General features: G+C 73.6%; 10 protein-coding genes. 1 reads left to right on the top strand and 9 read right to left on the bottom strand.

Features of this window, described 5'->3' with window-relative positions:
* Nucleotides 1–81: 81 nt before the first annotated feature.
* The gene (locus ABD832_RS37445; RefSeq protein WP_344905969.1) at nt 82–2,784 is read right to left on the bottom strand and encodes a sensor histidine kinase; all 2,703 of its coding nucleotides are present in this window, start codon (nt 2,782–2,784) and stop codon (nt 82–84) included.
* Nucleotides 2,785–2,850: 66 nt separating this feature from the next.
* A complete protein-coding gene (locus ABD832_RS37450) occupies nt 2,851–4,413 on the bottom strand; it encodes a SagB/ThcOx family dehydrogenase (RefSeq protein ID WP_344905972.1) in 1,563 nt (520 codons plus the stop codon).
* 506 nt (nt 4,414–4,919) lie between these two features.
* Here ABD832_RS37450 and ABD832_RS37455 point away from each other — a divergent pair.
* Nucleotides 4,920–5,735, top strand: a complete 816-nt coding sequence (locus ABD832_RS37455; RefSeq protein WP_344905975.1) for a helix-turn-helix domain-containing protein — start codon at nt 4,920–4,922, stop codon at nt 5,733–5,735.
* A 304-nt stretch (nt 5,736–6,039) separates the two neighbouring features.
* Here the strand turns inward: ABD832_RS37455 and ABD832_RS37460 are convergent, their stop codons facing one another.
* From ABD832_RS37460 to ABD832_RS37490, 7 genes are all read right to left on the bottom strand, one after another.
* A complete protein-coding gene (locus ABD832_RS37460; RefSeq protein ID WP_344905978.1) occupies nt 6,040–7,380 on the bottom strand; it encodes a cytochrome P450 in 1,341 nt (446 codons plus the stop codon).
* A gap of 77 nt (nt 7,381–7,457) precedes the next feature.
* Nucleotides 7,458–8,057: a flavin reductase family protein gene (locus ABD832_RS37465; RefSeq protein WP_344905981.1), complete on the bottom strand. Its 600-nt coding sequence runs from the start codon at nt 8,055–8,057 to the stop codon at nt 7,458–7,460.
* A gap of 15 nt (nt 8,058–8,072) precedes the next feature.
* Nucleotides 8,073–8,519 (bottom strand): acyl-CoA thioesterase, encoded by a 447-nt coding sequence (locus tag ABD832_RS37470; RefSeq protein ID WP_344905984.1) that lies wholly within the window; start codon nt 8,517–8,519, stop codon nt 8,073–8,075.
* Between the two features lie 3 nt (nt 8,520–8,522).
* Complete coding sequence (locus ABD832_RS37475; RefSeq protein ID WP_344905987.1) at nt 8,523–14,366, bottom strand: type I polyketide synthase; 5,844 nt, start codon at nt 14,364–14,366, stop codon at nt 8,523–8,525.
* Nucleotides 14,363–15,388 (bottom strand): enediyne biosynthesis protein, encoded by a 1,026-nt coding sequence (locus ABD832_RS37480; protein ID WP_344905990.1) that lies wholly within the window; start codon nt 15,386–15,388, stop codon nt 14,363–14,365. The genes ABD832_RS37475 and ABD832_RS37480 overlap by 4 nt, the downstream gene beginning before the upstream one ends.
* A 2-nt stretch (nt 15,389–15,390) precedes the next feature.
* Nucleotides 15,391–17,343: a CRTAC1 family protein gene (locus ABD832_RS37485; RefSeq protein WP_344905993.1), complete on the bottom strand. Its 1,953-nt coding sequence runs from the start codon at nt 17,341–17,343 to the stop codon at nt 15,391–15,393.
* A 3-nt stretch (nt 17,344–17,346) separates the two neighbouring features.
* Entirely contained in the window at nt 17,347–18,351 is a 1,005-nt protein-coding gene (locus tag ABD832_RS37490; protein WP_344905996.1) for a DUF1702 family protein, read from the bottom strand.
* Nucleotides 18,352–18,511: the final 160 nt, after the last annotated feature.

Consider the following 18,511-nt stretch of genomic DNA (forward strand, 5'->3'; position numbering starts at 1 on the left):
GCTGAATCTGGGGTGCGCCTGGTACGAAGGTTACTTATCGCATGACAAGGCGCAATACCTGACAGGCAAGGGTCGAATCAGTCAGGATTCCTCATCAACGGATGCGCGGAGTGTCCGGACCGTTGCGGGCGGCACCGCCCGCGGTGCCTGCGACGCCTGCGCCGTCCGCCGCCCTGCGTCAGCGTCTCCTGTGCCCCCGGGGCCCCCCGTACCCCCCGCGCGCCCCGCGGAGAGCGGGACCTCCGCCGTCACCTCGAACCTGCCGTCACGCACCAGGGCCGTCAGCCGGCCGCCGACCCCCTCCAGCCGTGCCCGCAGGTCCCCCAGCCCGCTGTCGTCCTCGGCGTCGGCACCGGCGAGGTCGGGCGGCTCGCCGTCCCGTGCCCTGTCGTTGCTGACGCGCAGCCGCAGCGCGTCCCGGCCCGCGGAGGCCTCGATGGCGCACCGCCGTGCCCTGCTGTGGCGCAGCACGTTGGTGACCGTCTCGTGGAGCACGATCGCCATCATCGTGTCCAGCTCCCTGGGCGGCGTCCCGCAGCGGATGTCCAGGCTCACGTCGATGCCCGCCGACGACAGCGACGCCGCCGCCGTCTCCGCCTCGGCGGCCAGGGACATGTCGCGGTAGCCGCTGGCCGCCACCCGCACGTCGGAGAGCGCCCGGCGGGCGATGTTCGCGATCTCGCGCGCCTCCTCCCGGGCCCGCTCCGGGCTCTCCGGGAGGAAGCGGCGGGCCAGCTCGCTCCTCATCGTCACCTCGGACAGGTTGCGGCCGAGCACCTCGTGCAGGTCGCGCGCCACCCGCAGCCGCTCCCGCTCCACCGCCATGCGCGTCACCTGCCCCCGTGCCGCGTGCACCTGGTCCACCAGACCCGACAGCGAGCTCACCCCGAAGACCACCAGGCCGGTCAGCAGGCTGGAGACGGTCACGTACCCGATCAGGGCGGTCTCGTGCCCCCAGAACGCGGAGACCGCCAGGACGGCCGCGCCCACCGCGGCGTACAGGACCCAGCGCGCCCACCCGGTCACGACCAGCAGGACCGAACCCGCCAGGAAGCCCGCCATCGACTCCCACGCGGCGCCGAGCCACAGCGGGGGCAGGAACGTCGCCAGCGTCAGGGCCGACAGCGTCAGCGCCCGGACGCGCCGCGGCCAGCGTCGCGGCCGGTAGACGGAGTGGGCGATCTGCAGGCCCAGGACGGCGAGCAGGCACGGCACGGACGCCAGCAACGCGCCCCGGTCCGGTGCCAGCCTCAGGACGTTGACCACGGTCAGCAGCGTGTAGCCGCCCAGCGTCCCGAAGGTGAGCAGCATCGCCATCCGCAGCGCCTGCGTCTCGGACCGGTTCTCCCGCGTCCCGTACCTGTGCAGCGGCCACACCGGGCCGCGGGGGCCGCGGGGGCCGCGGGGGCCGCGGGGGCCACGGGGGCCGCGCCGGGTCCGCGCAGCCCCCGCCGTGCCGGTGCTCCCCGCCGGTACGGCCGGGGCCGCCGGGGCCTCGGCCACCAGCTCGAACCACTCCTCCCGCGTCGTCACCGTCAGGCCGCCGCCGACGTCCTCCAGCCGGCAGGCCAGGTTCCCCAGGCCGCTGCCCTGGGAGGCGGCCTCGGGGACGGCCACGACCCCGTCGTTGGTCACCCGCAGCCGGACCGTGCCCCCCGCCCCGGCCTCCCCGGCACCGTCGGTGTTCCCGGTGTCCCCGGTGTCCCCGGTCTCCTCGGCCTCGCCGCCCTCCCCCGCGTTCCCGGCCTCCCCCGTACCGTCGTCGTGGGCGACCTCGATGACGCACCGCCGTGCCCTGCTGTGCCGCAGCGTGTTGGTGACCGCCTCGCGCAGCACGATCGCCATCACCGCGTCGATCTCCCCGGCCAGAGCGCGAGGGGGGACGCTCACCCGGACGTCGATCCCGGCGGACGACAGCGTCGAGACCGCCGTCCTCGCCTCCTCCCGCAGGGAGATGTCGCGGTACCCGCCCGCCACCACCCGCACGTCGGCCAGCGCGCGCCGGGCGATGCCCAGCACCTCCTCCAGCTCGGTCCGCGCGCGGTCGGCGAACCGCGGCAGCAGCCGGCAGGCCAGCTCGCCCTTGAGCGCCATCGCCGACAGGTGGTAGCCGAACAGGTCGTGCAGGTCGCGCGCCACCCGCAGCCGCTCCCGCACCACCGCCATGCGCGCCACGTCCCTGCGCGCCGCGTGCACCTCCGCCACCACGCCGGACAGCGAGCTCACCCCGTAGATCACCAGGCCGGTCTGCAGCGTCACCCCGGCCAGCTGCGCCGCGTCGGGCAGCGCCATCCCCGCCGCCAGCGGGACCAGCGGGAACGTCACCCCCACCAGGAGGTACAGCGCCCAGCGCGACGCGACCGTCCCCAGCGTCTGCAGCACGGCCGCGGCCAGGAAACCGCCCAGCACCGACCAGGGCGGCCCGAACCACGCGTACGGCAGATAGGTCGCGAGCGCCTGGGCCGAGAGGGTCAGCGCGCGGCGGCGCACCGGCCACCGTCTCGGCTGCCGCGAGGAGTGCGCGAGCTGCAGGGCGAGGACACCGGCGAACAGGACGAACCCCAGCGGCTCGAAGCCGTCGGGGAACGCCCACAGCCCGCTCAGCAGGTTGATCAGCGTCATCAGGACGTACCCGCACAGGACCGCGACGGAGAGCGACAGGCCCATCGGCGGGGCCCACACGTCGGCGGCGGCGCCCTCGAACATGCCGCGGTGCCAGGGCAGCAGACCGGTGAGCCTGCGCGGGGACGACGGCCGACGCCGATCCGGCGCGCTCCCCGCCATCGAACCCTGCCTCCCCGGTGCGGACTGTATCGACTCGGTGACGCTCGAAGCTCAATGCACTGTATATCAGGCGGATCCAGACATGAACGGCTTCCTGTCGGGTCCTCGGGAGAGGCGCGTCCTGGCCCGGTCGCCCCACCGCGCGTCGTTGGCCGGGCGCATGTCCGGCCGGGCGGGCGAGGGACCGGCGGGCCGGCCCACCAGGAAGCCGCCCACCCCCGACTCGACGCGCCAGTCGAGCCCGAGCACGCGCGCGGAGACGTCGATGTCGATGATCTCCGTCCAGCACGCGGCCAGGCCCATGGCCGTGCCGACCAGGTGCAGGGTCTGCAGCACCGCCCCGACGTTCTTGAGCACCAGCGCGTAGCTCAGCCCGTTGTACTTGCGCGACAGCCTGCGGAACCGCGCCGTGACGGCGATGAGGACGGGTGGCGCCTCGGCGAGGTTCGCGGCCAGCCGGCCGCCCTCCAGCAGCTCGGCCACGGCCTCGGGGTCGGGATTGACCTGTTCCAGCCGGTGGCCGAGGGGGTCGTAGTGGTACACCCCCCGGGGGATCCCGGTGCAGTCGCCGATCGCCAGGTAGAACTCGAACTCGTAGCAGCCCCCCAGGTTCAGGTAGGGCCGGTCGCTGGTCGCGACCGTCGAGCCGTCCCGGTCCGGCGGGACGAGGGCACGCACCCGCGCCGCCCGGTAGAGCAGCTGCCCGATCTCCCGTCCGGTCAGCGGGGCGTCGGCGAAGCGCGTCGCCGGGCCGCCCGCCTCGACCGCCACGGTCAGCGGGGGGTCGTCCGCCAGCAGTTCCCCCCAGCGCGGCCGGGGAAGGGCGATGCCCGGCAGGTCCGGCGACCGCTTGACCGCGGGCTCGACGTCCCAGCGGTCCCCCAGGGGGTAGGTCGCCCCGAAGTCGTTGTCGTGCCGCCCCAGGGTGGAGCGCGTGTGGAACATCAGGTCGAGGGGGGTCCACGCGGCCAGCGCCGGCGCGGTGTCCTCGGCGAACACCGCGCCGCGGGGGCGGTCACCCGCCTCGGCCGTCACCACCATCCCCGCCCCGGCCAGGTGGCCGAGCAGGTCGAGGACGAGGTCGACGGGGTAGGGCAGCGCCGCAGCCACCTCCGCGGGCAGGACGGCCCGGCCCAGCGCCCCGATCAGCCGTACGGCGTCGGCGTGGTGCAGGTCCACGCGGTGCAGGCTGAGGGGGGACTCCAGGAAGTAGCGCTCGCCGTCGGTGCGCAGGACCGCGAACCGCGACAGGCGGATGGGCGTCCCGGCGGCCGGCGTGACGGGGGTGAAGCGCGCCTGCTGCGCCATCGGGACGACGGAGATGAGCGGCCGCTCCGGATCGACCGCGAACGATCGGATGACCATCGGCTGGATCCTGTCGAGCAGCCGGTCCAGCTCCCGCCGCTCGCCGTCGCCGTAGGCGATGTTCCCCAGGGACACCGGGCCGAAGCCCATGCGCCGGAGCGCCTCCAGGACGGCCCTGCCGGGGGCCGGGACGGTCGTGTCGCCCCAGCGGCCGCGCAGCACGACGTTCCCGTCGTCGTCGGTCTCGACGTGGACGTCCTCCCGCAGCGACCACAGGTCGACCCTCGCGGGCGCTCGCGCGCCGTCGTCACCGGAAGCGGACATCAGCGGCGGGCGGGGTCCGGGCGGGGCGCCTCGACGGTGTCCACGGCGCTCATGGCTCCTCCTGCTCCCTCACGCGACGGACCCGCGGGCCGATCCCGCGGGGTCCGTCCCGTCAGGTCCACGCAGAGGATGCACCAGACCTCCCCGCGCCGGTAGTCACCGGATCACGTTCTCGATGTGAATTATTCACATAGGGAATGTGATGCCGCGAGTAGCCCGTTCCGGGAGGCCGACCTATGGTGACACCATAAAATGCTCATTCGAATCGTATTCCCCTGCCGTCAACGGCCTTGGAATACGAGGAGAAAGCGTACGTTCAATCCCATCGGTCTGTACGGCACTTCGGGAATGCCGTCCGGCCCAGGGACGCGAACCACGGGCCGGGCCGGCCGCCAGGACAGTGCGGCCTTCCCGGTCCGGAAACCGATACGAAAGGAAGCCTCGGCGAGCCGGTCACGCTCCACCGCGGGAATCGGCTGGCCACCTCTTCGCGAAACGGAAAAGAGATGGAAGACGAGATCGAGCGGGCTGTGAGACGAGTCATCGAGACGATGTGCGACAGCCCCGGCGAGCAACTCACCATCGATGACCTGGCGCGTGTCGCCATGTTCAGTAAGTTCCATTTCTCCCGTATCTTCCGGCGGCTCACCGGAGTACCGCCGGGCCGTTTCCTGTCGGCGGTACGCCTGCAGGAGGCGAAGTCGCTGCTGTTGTCGACCCCGTTGTGCGTCGCCGACGTCTGCACGCAGGTCGGCTACTCCGCGGTCGGCACCTTCAGCACGCGGTTCAAGTACAGCGTCGGCGTCGCCCCCACCCAGTACCGCAGGGACCGCGGTGCCGGGATGCGGGCCCCGGTGCACGAGGGCGCCGCCACGGCGGCGGACGCGGTCGTCCGCGGCGACCTCCTGGCACCGCCGGACGGGGGCTCCGACCTCGTCTGCGTCGGCCTGTTCCCCGACCCCGTCCCGGAGGGCTGGCCGGTGCGCTCCACCATCGTCCGCTCCAGCGGCTCGTACACGCTGGACCGCGTGCCCCCGGGCTCGTGGTACCTCGTGGCGCACTCCCTGGTCCGTCACGACACGGCGCCGGGGAGCCGCGGCGAGTCCGAGTCCGCCCTGCTGTGCGTGCGCGGGCCGATCACCGTGCGGTCCGGCACCACCCGGACGGTGGATCTGCCGCTGCGGCCGAGGCGGGTGTTCGACCCGCCCGTGCTGCCCGCCGTGTTCGACGCCCGGCCCGACGAGGCCGTGGACCCGGTCGTCCCCGCCGGCGAGGTCATGGACTGGTCGCGGGCCGGCACCCGGGACCTGGTCGCGAGCTGACCCCGGGCCCGGCCGCGCGCCGGGTCCCGGGAACGGAATGTGATGCCGCGAGCAGCCCGTTCCGGGAGTCCGACCTGTGGTGACGCCATAAAACGCTCAACCGTGGTGACACCGTAAAATGCTCAACCGCCTCCGGCACCCGGCGGTATCGCCGCCGGGTGCCGCCGGGTGTCCGCGGTCCCGGAAGACGACCGCGGGAGACGACGGGAACGACGCCGGGAGACACCTCCGGGAGACGACGGTCCGCCGCCGAGGATCTCGACCTCGGCGGCGGACCGTCGTCTCACACGGGGAACGGTGGCGCTCAGCCGAGCCGGTGCACCGTCATCGGCAGCCCGCCCCGTACCCGCAGCGAGAGCATGGGCTCGGGGACCACCCTGCGGCCCGGCACGCCGGTCAGCCGCAGTTCCCGGGCGACCACGGCGGTCACGAAGACCGCCTCCATCATCCCGAGGTTGCTGCCGACGCAGACCCGCGGCCCTGCGCCGAACGGGATGTAGGCGTAGCGCGGCCGGCCCGACGAGCGGTCCGGGGCGAACCGCTCGGGGTCGAACCGCTCGGGCCGGTCCCAGAAGGCCGGATGCCGGTGCAGGGTGTAGGGGCAGATCAGGACGTCGGCCCCGGCCGGCACTCGGTACCCGGCGACCTCGTCGTCCGCCCTGGCCTGGCGGGTCAGGATCCACACCGGCGGGTACAGCCGCATCGCCTCGCTCACGACCATGGTCGTGTACCTCAGGCGGCGCAGGTCCTCGAAGGCCGGCGACCGGTCGCCGAGCACCTCGACCGCCTCGGCGTGCAACCGCTCGAAGACCTCGGGATGGCGGTCCAGGAGGTGGAAGGTCCACGACAGCGTGCTGGCCGTCGTCTCGTGCCCGGCGAGCAGCAGGGTGACCAGCTCGTCGCGGAGCCTGCCCCGCATGTCGGCCGCCCCCCGGTTCGCGGCGATCAGCCGGGACACCGCGTCCTCGCCGACCCCGCCGGGCTCGCCGTGCTCACCGGCCCGGCCGGCACGCTCGGCGACCAGCGCGTCGACGACGCGCTGCAGGTCCCGGCGGGCGCGCCGGAAGCGGAGCTGCTTGGGCAGCGGCAGCCAGAGCGGGACCTTGCTCAGGGTCACCATCTCGAACATCGCCTGGTCCTGCACGGCCTCGAACGAGTGGCCGATCGAGGCGAACGCGGTCAGGTCGGCGTCCAGCAGCGTGCGGCCGAGCACGCCGAGGGTCAGGCCGGTCATCTCGCCCAGCACGTCGACGGGCTCGCCGCCGGCCCGCTCCCGCAGCCGGGTCACCAGCCTTTCGGCCTCCTCGGCGACCACCCCGGCGTAGCCGGCGATCCGCCGGTGCTGGAACACCGGCTGGATCACCTTGCGCTGGGCCCGCCACAGCTCTCCGTCGCTGGTCAGCAGCCCCTCGCCGAGGGCACGCCTGGCCTGGACGAGCCCGATCCCCTTGTTGTAGTTCTCGGCGTTGTCGGCCAGCACGTGCTTGGCGTGGTCGGGGTGGTTGAAGTAGTACAGCGTCTGCGGACCGACGGAGATGCGGACCTCGTCGCCGTAGCGCCGCGCGGCCTCGGTCAGCATCCCCAGCCGGTCGCGGACCAGCTTCACGAACAACCCCGGGGTCTCCCGCCGGGGCGGTCCCGGCATCCTTCTTTCCCGGGGCCGTCCCGGTGACCCCGGCGGCCTCCGGCGTACCGGGGCCGCCGGGGGCGACGTCGTGAGGCTCATGCCGTCACCGTCCTCTCCCCCAGTCTGCGGAACCTCCCGTCGGCGAAGACCAGCCCGTCCCCGCCCGCGTGGCGGTCCAGCGACAGGACGCCACCGACGAAGATCGTGTGGTCTCCGCCGCCGTAGGCGTAGCGGATCTCACACTCGAAGTGGGCCAGGGCCCCCTCGATGAGGGGCACCCCGGTCAACCGCCCGGGTGTCCAGGCGACGGTCTCGAACTGGGCCGCCCCCAGCTTCCGTGACCGGTGCGCGAAGTAGCGCGCCACACCCTCCTGGTCGTCGGCGAGCACCGACACCCCGAAGTGGGCGGTCTCGGAGAGCCTGGCGTGCATGACCGCGTCCCGGCCGATGCACACCAGCACCAGTGGCGGATCCAGGGAGACCGAGGTGAAGGAGTTGGCGGTCATGCCGTGCACCGCCTGGCCGCCGGTCGTCACGACCGTGACGCCGGTGGCGAACGCGCCGCACGCCCGGCGCATCGCGTCGCGGTCCACCGCCGCCGGGAACGGGCGGTGGCCCGACGGCGGGGACGGGTGGGGCACCGCCGGTGCGGACGGGCGGTCCATCACCGGCGGGGATGTCACGTCGACGTTCATCTCTGGCCTCCCGCGTCATCGGACGGGCACGGTCTGCGGCATGTAGGGCCCAAGGGCGCGGACGAGCGCCTCGGGGACCCGGGCCGGCACCGTGCGGTTGTTGGGCCCGCGCATGCACGCCACCCGTTGCCGCCCGCGGCCGACCAGTGTCTCCCCGCCGTCCGCGCCGAGCCGGACGTAGTCGAAGCCGAACTCCAGCTGGGTCTGCGTCATCTCCGTCAGGCGCATCCGGATCGACAGCTCGTCGAACGCGGTCAGCTCGGCGAAGAACTCGCAGTCCACGTGGAGCGTGAACAGCTTCAGGTCCTCCTGCAGTTCGGTGAGCACGTCCGGGGCGTGCGTCTTGAGGAACATCTCCCGGCACCGTCCCTGCCAGCGCAGGTAGTTGACGTAGTAGACGTTGCCGACGAGGTTGGTCTCCTCGAAGCCGACCGTGTGCAGGTATTCGAAGTATTTCGACACGGGCTACACCCCTCCTCCTTCGGTGACGACGTCGGTGAGGACCGCGAACGCGACCGGTTCCGGCAGGTCCCGCAGTGTCGTGACGAGCGTCGCGACCCGCAGGGAGCCGCAGGTGAGGACCACCCACGGGCCGCGCCGCCCCGGGACCACGGTGAGCGGGTCCCGCGGGGGGACGCCGGCGTCCCGCAGGCAGCGCAGGGCCGCCAGCAGCCGGGTCCCGGCGGAGGCGGCCGCCTCCCCGGTCTCGTCGGCCAGCCGCGCGAGCGCCGCCGCGTGCGGTCCGAGCAGCCCGGCCCACTCCCGCTCGGGCCGTTCGGCCACCGCCTCCACGTGGCAGGCGACCCTCGCGCCGGCCTCGCCGTCCCCTCCTTCTACGACGGCCGCCAGCGTGAGACCGGCCCCGTGGGACACCGCGGCCGGCACGCCGCCGTCCGGTCCGGACCCCGGCACGTGCGGTACGTCGCGGCCGAGCGCGCGCCGTACGGCCAGTGCCGCCGCGGCGTCCGGGTCGGCCTGCCCGCCGGGTTCGACGGCGACCGCCACCCGGGTGCCGAGCAGGCTCTCCGCCGTCCGCTCCAGGTAGGGGCCGAGGAGCGGCGCGGGCCAGGGGCCGCGGCCGTCCTGCTTGCGCACGGCCTGCAGGCGCAGTCCCTCCCAGCGTTCGACGACCCGGCCGTCCGGGGTGCGCACCGCGATGTCGTAGACGTAGACGTCGCCCTCGTGCCACCGCTCGGTGGCGCAGTAGCGCACCGTCCCGGCCTCGGCCAGCGCGGCGCCGCCGGGGTGGAGCCGCTCGATGCCGGTCGGCAGGAGCGTCGCGTCCGGCACGCAGACCTGGTTGCCGTGCATGAAGACGTCACGGGCACCCGGGTCGCCCAGGAGCAGTTCCCCGGACAGGAAGCCGGCGAACCAGTCGGTGGCGTCGGTCGCCTCGACGTCGGCGTCGACGTGGCGCGCCGCGGCCCGGTGGTAGCGCCGCAGGCGCTGGAAGCGACGTCCCTGGAACAGCAGGCCGTCGTACAGCTCGCTCGCCGGGTCCAGCGGCACGTCCGGCAGGTCGTCGCCGGCCTGCTCGGGCGGGCCCTGCGGCACGGCGGTGTCGCCGAAGCGCAGCCGGGCCCGGAAGTGGTCGGTGGCGAACACGCTCTCCGCGCTGCGGACGGCCGCCTGGACGGTGTCGTCGTCGGTGACGGTCACCGCGATCCTGATCGTGGTGGACGCGTCCGGCGATACGACGATGGGCCGCAGGAACTCGGCCTCCTCGATCACCGGGAGCGTGTCGCGGCCGGTCACCGCCGCCGCGGCCTGCGCCATGGCCTCCATGCCGAACACCGCCGGGAACAGCAGGTTCCCGTCGAGGCCGTGGTCGGCGAGGTAGAGGTCGGTGCCGGGATTGAGCTCGGCCTCGGTGACCAGCTCGACACCGGGGTAGTGCACCAGCGGACGCTCGGTGAAGCGCAGCAGGGGCAGGTCCTGCCGGACGTGGCCGATCGTGTCGATCGTCCCGGTACGGCCGCTGATCACCACCGTGGCGGGTGTCCCGGGGTCCTCCAGCAGCCGGCGCATGATCCGCACCCCCTGCTCGGGGGAGATCGGGGTGATGCCCTCGCGGATCAGCGGTTCGATCACCGACAGCCGCTCGCCCATCCCGACGTCCGACCAGACCGACCACTCCATGCACAGGGTGCGGCAGTGCGGGTGGGTGCGGCCCCACTCCTCGGTGAGGTGGGCCAGCCACTCGTTCGCGGTCGCGTAGTGCGCCTCGCCGCGCAGCCCGGCCCGGCCGATGATGCTGCCGAACGTGACGAGCAGCCGCAGGGACTGCGGGTCGACCGCGTCCAGCACGGCCCGCAGGCCGCCGACCTTGGGGGCGAAGGTACGCCGGAACGCCTCGGCGTCGAGGCCGGCGAGCGCGCCGGGCTCGTTGCGGCCGGAGCCGTGCAGCACGGCGGTGACCGGCCCCAGCTCCGCGACCACCTCGGCGACCGCCCGGCGCACCTGGGCGGGGTCGGTCACGTCGGCCCGCACGTACCGTACGGTCACACCGGCGTCGGTCATCCGGCGCAGGTTGGCGGCCAGTTCCTCGTCCCGGGCGGGGTCGGAGCGGCCCAGCACGGCCAGCCTGGCGCCGTAGGCGGAGGCGGTGGCCAGCGCGCATTCGGCGGTGATGCCCTTGCCTCCCCCGGTGACCAGCAGCACGTCCGTGCCGTCGAGCGGCGGCCTCGGGTCGATCGCCCTGACCGGCAGGGTCCGCAGCCTCGGCACCCGTCGCGCGCCGTCGGCGTCGTAGTGGGCCTCGGCGTAGGACGAGGTGGCGGCCACCTCCGCGACCACCCGCTCGACGGCCGTGCGCGCGGGCAGGCCCGTCTCGGGCAGGTGCACGACGGTCACCGCCAGGTGGGGGGCCTCCTGGCGGAGCGTCTTGGCCAGGCCGGCCGCCCCGAGGCCGTGCTGGACCAGGACGAACCGGCTGCCCGGCTCGTCGCCGAGCGCCGCCTTGGCCCCCTGGAGCGCCAGGGGCAGGTCGTGCTCGGCGCAGCCGGGGGGCAGGCAGACGAGGGTGCCCCGGCCGACGCCCGCCTCCTGCAGGGCGCGGCGCAGCTCGTCGGCGAACGGGTGGCCGCCGGGTGCGTGCACCCGCCATCCGCCCGGCTCCCGGTACTCGGTGCGCGCCGGTGGCGGTGCCTCGCCGAGCTCCACGGCGAAGGCGCGGGCCCACGGCGCGGCCCCCTCAACCTGGGGTGCCTGGCCGCTTCCGGCGCCCGGCTCGTTCCCGGCCAGCTCACCGATGGCCTCGGCCAGTTCCCCGACGGTGGCGGTGGCGTAGTTGCCGGGCATCACCCCGGCCGCGCCGCCGAGCCGCTGGACGACCTCCTCCACGACCTTCCCGACGGTGATCGAGCTCAGGTGCAGGTCGTCCAGGAGCCGGCTGTCGTCGCGGACCATCTCCGGCGGCAGCTCGGCCCGCTCGGCCGCCAGGCGCCGCAGCAGTTCGAGCGGCGAGAGGCCCTCGTCGTCCGCCCCCGGCTCCGGCGGGGACGCCGGGACCGCAGGGGACGCCGGGGTGCCGGGGGACGTCAGGGCCGGCGCGTCCGCCGGGACGACCGGCCCGGCGGCGCCGATGCGGACCTGCGGTGCCTGCTCGCACGGGCTGGCGAAGAACGTCAGCTCGGCACCGACCTCCAGCGGCCGGTTCGGCCGGCCGTGGAACAGGGCCCCGTGGTCGAGGGGGACGCCGGTGACGTAGGCGGCGGCGGCCACCCTCAGCAGCCCGCGGATCGACTCGTCGTCGGTGTCCAGCGCCACCGACGGCACGCCGGTCGCCGCGGACGCCAGCCCGGTGAGCACCCGCCCCGGGCCGACCTCGACGAACAGGTCCACGTCCTTGGCGGCGATCTCCACCGCCTGGACGAACCGGACCGGTTCGGTGATCTGCCGCCGCAGCAGCGCCACGACGTCGGTGTCGGCCGGCAGCTCCCGCTCGGTCACGGTCGAGACGACGCGCCGTTCGACCGGGCGGAAGGTCTCCCCGGTCAGGGCGGCGCCCAGGGCGTCGGCCGCGGGGGCCACCAGCGGCGAGTGGAAGGCGTGCGAGACCGCGAGCCGGGTCCACCGCAGGCCCGCGTTCCCGGCCCGGCGGCCCATGGCCTCGATCGCGTCGACCGGTCCGGCCACCACCGTCTGGGCGGGGCCGTTGTACCCGGCGATCACGACGGGCAGGTCCGCGGCCAGGGCCGTCACCGTGTCCGGTGCCGCGGCGATGCCGGCCATCGCGCCGGGGGTGCTGTGCTCGGTCATCAGCCGGCCGCGCAGGGCGGCCGTGCGCAGCAGGGTGTCCTCGTCCATCGCCCCGGCCCAGTGCAGGGCGGAGATCTCCCCGAGGCTGTGCCCGACGCCGACGGTGGCGTCGATGCCCAGCAGCGACAGGGCCCGCAGCCCGGCCGTCGAGCCGGTGACGATCCGGGGCTGGGCGACCGCGGTCGCCACGGTGTCGCCGCCACCGGGCAGGGCCGCCTTGGCGTAGACCTCCTCGACCTCGGCGAAGCGGCGCCGCAGGGCCCCGCCGCCGGTGCCGCGGCCCGACCCCTGGCCGGGAAAGAGGTAGCCGACCCGGCCCACGCCGGAGGTCCTGCCGAGGAACGCCCGGCCGTCCGGCGCGAACAGGGTGCTCTCGCCCGCCTCCAGCGCGGTGAGCACCTTCGTCAGCTGGGCCTCGGCGTCGTCGGGGGAGGTGGCGACCACGGCCGCCCGCCAGGGCAGGTCGCGCAGGTCCCGCTGGAGGCCGACGGCCAGGTCGGCCAGCTCGGCGTAGGACAGCTTCGGCACGAAACCGGCCAGCCGCGTCAGCCGGTCGCGCAGCTCCCCGGGGGTGGCCGCGTCGACCAGCAGCAGCTCGGTGTCCTGCACCGACGCCGCCAGCTCCCTGGTGCGGGCGGACAGGACGGCGCGGCGACGCGGACCGGCCTTGTCCAGGACGATGTGGGTGTTGATGCCGCCGAAGCCCATCGCGGTGACACCGGCCCGCACCGGGGCGCCCTCGGGCCACGGCTCGGCCTTGCGCAGCACGCGCAGCGCGGGCTCCTCGGTCAGCAGGGGGTGGGGCTCGACGCAGCCGGTGGCGGGGGGCAGCACCTCCTCGTGCACGGCCATCACGGCCTTGATCAGGCCCGCCACCCCGGCCGCGGCCTTGGTGTGCCCGATCATCCCCTTGATGGAGCCGATCACCGGGGGCCGGGCGGGGCCGTCACCGGACCGGCTCTCCCGGACCGCCTCCGACAGCGCGGTGAGCTCGTTGGCGTCGCCGACCGGGGTACCGGTGCCGTGGCCCTCGAACAGCTCCACGGTGCCGATGCCGAAGCCGGCCTTGTCGTAGGCACGGCGCAGCGCGCGCCGGTAGCCCTCGGCCTCGGGCCGGGTGATGCCGCCCTTGCCGTCGGAGGAGATGCCCCAGCCGGCGATGGAGGCGTAGACCCGCCGGTCGGCGGCGTCGGCCTCGCGCATCAGCACGAGCATCCCGCAGCCCTCGCCCGGCCAGAAGCCGTTGGAGCCGCGGTCGTAGACCCGCATCTCCCCCTTGGCCAGGGCGCCGGTCTTGGCGAACCCGATGATCTCGAAGGGGTCGATGGACAGGTCGACCCCTCCGGCGACGGCGACGTCCAGCTCGCCGTCGGCCAGCATCCGGCACGCGGTGGACACCGACAGCAGCGACGACGAGCACGCCCCGTCGACGATGAACCCGCCGCCGCCCAGGTCGAAGTGGTTGCAGATGCGCCCGGCGATGGTGTTGGCCAGCCCGCCGGCGAGGGTGTCCTCGTCCACCGGCGGGAAGGGCCGCTTGTAGGCCTCCTCCACGTCCGCGAGGAAGGCCGCCGTGCGCTCGTCCTCCCAGCCGGCCTCGCGCAGGGCGGCGCCGACGACGCGCCGCACGTACGGCCAGCGCAGCCGCATGAGGTTGGCCCGGGTGAACTCGCCGGTGAGGGTGTTGCCCACGACCACGCCGGTCCGCTCCCTGGGCAGGCCCTCCCCGCCGGTGAACCCGGCGTCGGTGAGGGCCTGCGCGGCCATGTCCAGCGCCAGCCAGTGCGTCAGGTCGGTCGAGCGGTACGTGCTCCCCGGGATCTTGTACGCGACCCGGTCGAACTCGTAGCCCTCGATGACCGCGGCGTGGCGGGCGTAGGTCCGGTCGGGGGTGGACGGGGCGGCGTCCCAGTAGTCGTCGAGCCGCATGCGCTCGTCGGGCAACCGGCGGAAGGCACGCCGGCCCGCCAGCGCGTTCTCCCACAGCTGCCTGGGCGAGGTGGCGTCCGGGTACCGGCACGCCATTCCAACGACCGCTATCCGCGTCATGCTGACACGACCTCCCGGTGACCGTTCACCGAACCCCGTCCGCCGGTGCCGCCGTCGGCCGCGGGGACCACGGTCCCGGGGGCGGGCAGGCGGTCGCCCAGGCCGAGGCCCTCCATCGCGCGCCGCTCACCGGCCCGCTCGACGAAGTGCAGCGACCACAGGAACAGGCCGCGGATCAGGCAGACGGCCGCGGTGGCGAAGAACAGTCCGTAGGCGATGCCCGCGCCGGTGACGGCTCCGTACAGCACCGCGACGCCGAGGCCGAAGGCGACCTGGGAGTGCGGCCTGGACGGCGTCGTGCCCGGGTCGGTGATCATGTAGTTGGTGAAGAGGATGAACGCCACGCCGGTCATGGTGGCCAGCGTCCCGGTGATGGAGTTGTCGAGGACAACGCCGCGCACGACCGCCTGCAGCACGAAGCCGCCCAGCCATCCGGCGATCAGCCACATCCGGCCGGTGAGCTTGGCGTTGAGCAGAGTGCCGGTGGTGATGATGATCAGCGGAACCAGCCAGTCGACCGGGCCGGAGACGTTCTCGGTGAAGTGGTACGGCGGGGCGATGCTGACCCAGGGGAACAGCAGCAGCAGCACGGCGATGCCGAAGTTGGACGGGTTCATGAAGTGCCGCAGCCGGCCCTTGACCGGGGCGCGCAGCACCCACTTGGCGCCGACCGCCACGACCACGCCGAACATCATCGTGAGGATCTGGTCGTTGACGTAGATCAGCATGTTCATGGCGATGGAGGTGATGTGGGCCGGGTAGAGGAACTCCATCAGGCCCTTGAACCCGCCGCCCCGGTAGCGCGGCGCCCGCCCCTCGCCGCGCGCGCCGATGTACTCCAGGCCGATCTCCACGGCGTACCCGGTGGCGAGGGCGACGAAGGGCCAGGTCCAGGGCTGCTCGAAGCCGAGCAGCGTGTAGCCGAAGATGTTGAAGATCGTGATCGAGATCGCGAACCTGCGCAGCGCGGTGGTGACCTTGGGGTCGTGCCGCGGCGGCGCGCTGGGACTCGTCGGGGACATGTTCACCTCTCCCTTGCCTGCTCGCCGAGCCGCAGGGAGTGCCACCCGGGGCTCAGCCGGAGAACCTGCTCGCGCACCTGGCCGCTCCGGTCGCGCCAGCACAGGTGCACCTGGACCGGCCCGGTGACGTTCTCGCCCAGGCCGATGTGGACGTCGTGGCTGCGCTTGCCGGAGTGACCGCTGCCGCCGTCGACCCGGCCGAGGAGCTTTCGGCCGTCCTGCGTGGTCACGGTCACCTGCGCGCCGACCACCGGGGAGCCCGGTGCCTGCTCGGGCCCGTCGTGGGTCAGCCGGAGGCCCAGGAAGGCGCCGGGGGACGGGCTCTGGTTGTGGTAGAAGACGGGCGCGTCCCACTGCCGGGCGACGGCGAGGTCGAGCCGGCCGTCACCGTCGGCGTCGCCCACGGCGATGCCGCGGGTGGGCACCGGGACGGCGAGGCCCAGGCTCTCGGACAGGTTGGCGTAGCGGCCGTTCTCGCCCTTGGCGAAGAAGGCCAGCCGCTGGCTGCCGGCGATGTCGTCGCCCTCGCGGACGTTGGGCCACGAGCGCGGGTTCTCCACGACGCCGTCGTTGGCCGCGGCGAGCTCCTGCAGCTGCGGCCAGCGGTTGACCTCGCCCTTGACGAACCCGTTCGTCTGGGCGATCTCCAGCGCGCCGTCGTTGTCGAAGTCGGCCGTCTTGACGTCCCAGGCCCAGCCGGACCAGGCGGTGCCGGCCTCGGTGCTGTGGTCCTTCCAGGGTGCCTCGCCGCGGGACAGCGCCGTGCGCAGCTCGTCGGTGGTGCGGGCCGTGGACAGGAAGTGGAAGTTGCTCTCCTGGATGCCGAACGGCGTGGTGATGTTGCTGACGAACATGTCGTACACGCCGTCGCCGTTCAGGTCGCCGAAGTCGATGCCCATGCCCTTGAAGGAGTCGGCGCCGACCCGCTTGGACTTGGGCACCGTGCCGTCGCGGGGGGTGCGCACCGGGGCGAAGACGATCTTCCCGGCGCTGGAGCGGTTGTGCAGCAGCGCGTCGGGCCCGTGGTCCTGGGCGATGTACAGCTCGGGACGCATGTCGCCGTCGAGGTCGCCCGCGGTGGAGGCCAGCACCCAGCCGCCGGAGATCTCGTCCGGCAGGACGTCGTCGAGCACCTGGTAGGCGGGAGCGCCGCCGGGGCCCGCGGCCGACCGGCGCAGGATGTAGTCCTTGCCGCCGTTGGAGGCGTTGGACAGCGAGCGGTTCATCACCCCGCCGTCCTTGGTCTCGTCCAGGACCGGGCCGTGCGGGAAGTAGTTGCCGACGTAGACGTCCTCGTGGCCGTCGCCGTCGAAGTCGGCGATCGCGACGGCGTTGGAGTTCCACTGCGGTCCGGTGTAGCGGCCCGCGGTGGAGTTGGCGCCGGGGACGGCCTCGACCGGCCGGTAGGCGTCCTTGGCGAGTTTCACCCCCTCGCCCTGCGCGGCCTCGGCCAGGAAGATCACCGGGGTGCGGCCCCAGTAGTAGACGAACAGGTCGGTGCGGCCGTCCTCGTTGAAGTCGCCGGGGGCGCAGCCCATCGGGGCGATGACGTCGTTCATCGGCAGCGGGGCGGCGTCCAGCGCGAAGGGCGCGTACCGCTCGGCTCCCCGTCCGGGGGCCGGCGTCACCACGACCTGGTCGATGCGCGGGTCGGTGACGCACAGGTCGTTGGACAGGCCGTCACCGTCGAGGTCGTTCATGGCGATCCCCGCACCCACCGAGGAGATCCAGGCGTTGATGTCCTTGTAGGCCTTGTTGACCTTGCGGATCGTCTTCTGCGGGAACCCTCCGGGCATGGAGATCGACATGGGCGTGAAGCCGTACCTGCCGCTCATGGCCGAGGTCTCGGCCGAGGACGGCTCGGGCTGGCGGGCCAGGACGAACATGGTCGCCGCGAGCACGACGGCGACGACGCTGGCCGCGTACCTGCGGAGCAGGCCGGTTGTCGCGGACACGTGTTAGCACCTCCCTGCGGACAGGAACTGGGCGGCGACGCGCTGCCGCCAGACTTCGTAGGCGGGCGTCTCCCCCTCGGGGGCGGGCCCGTCGGGCCGGACGTCGCGGCTGACCTGCGCGGCCTGTTCCGGCGTCATGCCGCAGAAGACCTCGGTCGCGACCCCGGTGTGCGGTACGACGAGGCCGGCGCGGACGCGGGCCTCGGCCGCGAACACGCAGGCCTGCGCGACCTGGGGGCGGTGGGTCCCGGACCGCCGCAGGAACTCGGCGAGCTCCTCCTCGCCGGCGCCGCCGGCGTAGGTGGCGGCCAGCCCGGCGCCGCTGTACAGGTCGGCGTGGCGGGCCTCGGGGAACCGGTCGATCATGTCGGCGACGACCTTCGCGTCGGCGCCGCCGACGAACCACATGGCCCGCCCGATGCCCTGGTCGATGGCACGGGGCACGTACCATCCGGGGCCGCCGGACGGCCAGGGGAAGCGGTCGGGCCGGTACTGCTCGTGCACGTACCTGCGGGTGTGGAAGTAGGCCTGGTGGAAGCCGTAGCCGTCCAGGACGAGCCACTGCAGCAGGGGGTCGAACGCGCCGATCCTGGACCAGCGGAACCGGGGCAGCCGGGCCATGGCCCATCCGGCCCCGACGTAGGCCATGTAGACGTGGTCACGGCCAGGGCCTTCCACGAACCGGGCGAACCGGCCGCCGCGCCCGACCGACAGGCCGTCCATGACGGCCATGGCCATCGCGGCGCCCTCGTAGGCGAAGCCGCGGAAGCGGACCGGCACCCCCTCCAGGTCCCTCTCCGCCTCGGCGGGCGTGCGGGCCTCGGCCGCGTGCGCGTAACCGGCCAGGAATGTACGGCCGATCGTCTCCAGCAATTCCTGGGCGTCGGCGTTCTTCCGGTGAAATCCCCGGACTTCGAGTGATGCGGCGGAGGCGTTCGGGGTGATTACCTTTCGCCTCAACGCGCGCCATGAACCGGCCAATGTTCTCCCCGACCCTTCATGTCGCATTGGGTGATCCAACGGGAATGTACGTGTTTATGGGGATATTCCGTCTACTTCGAATGTGCTGACCGGAGAAACCGCATAAAAGGCGCACGAACCACGACGTCTATGAATGGCATCGGCGCCGGCACGCCCGCGCCTCGGCGCGGACGCCGCCCCATACTTC

Origin of the sequence: Streptosporangium longisporum, from assembly GCF_039534895.1 — a bacterium.
GTDB classification, from domain to species: Bacteria; Actinomycetota; Actinomycetes; order Streptosporangiales; family Streptosporangiaceae; genus Streptosporangium; species Streptosporangium longisporum.

Excerpts from the sequence above, each read along its gene's own strand:
- ABD832_RS37480 (WP_344905990.1), bottom strand. The coding sequence starts at position 15,388 with ATGTCCCCGACGAGTCCCAGCGCGCCGCCGCGGCACGACCCCAAGGTC.
- ABD832_RS37465 (WP_344905981.1), bottom strand. The coding sequence starts at position 8,057 with ATGAACGTCGACGTGACATCCCCGCCGGTGATGGACCGCCCGTCCGCA.
- ABD832_RS37450 (WP_344905972.1), bottom strand. The coding sequence starts at position 4,413 with ATGTCCGCTTCCGGTGACGACGGCGCGCGAGCGCCCGCGAGGGTCGAC.
- ABD832_RS37460 (WP_344905978.1), bottom strand. The coding sequence starts at position 7,380 with ATGCCGGGACCGCCCCGGCGGGAGACCCCGGGGTTGTTCGTGAAGCTG.
- ABD832_RS37445 (WP_344905969.1), bottom strand. The coding sequence starts at position 2,784 with ATGGCGGGGAGCGCGCCGGATCGGCGTCGGCCGTCGTCCCCGCGCAGG.
- ABD832_RS37455 (WP_344905975.1), top strand. The coding sequence starts at position 4,920 with ATGGAAGACGAGATCGAGCGGGCTGTGAGACGAGTCATCGAGACGATG.
- ABD832_RS37475 (WP_344905987.1), bottom strand. The coding sequence starts at position 14,366 with ATGACGCGGATAGCGGTCGTTGGAATGGCGTGCCGGTACCCGGACGCC.
- ABD832_RS37490 (WP_344905996.1), bottom strand. The coding sequence starts at position 18,351 with ATGCGACATGAAGGGTCGGGGAGAACATTGGCCGGTTCATGGCGCGCG.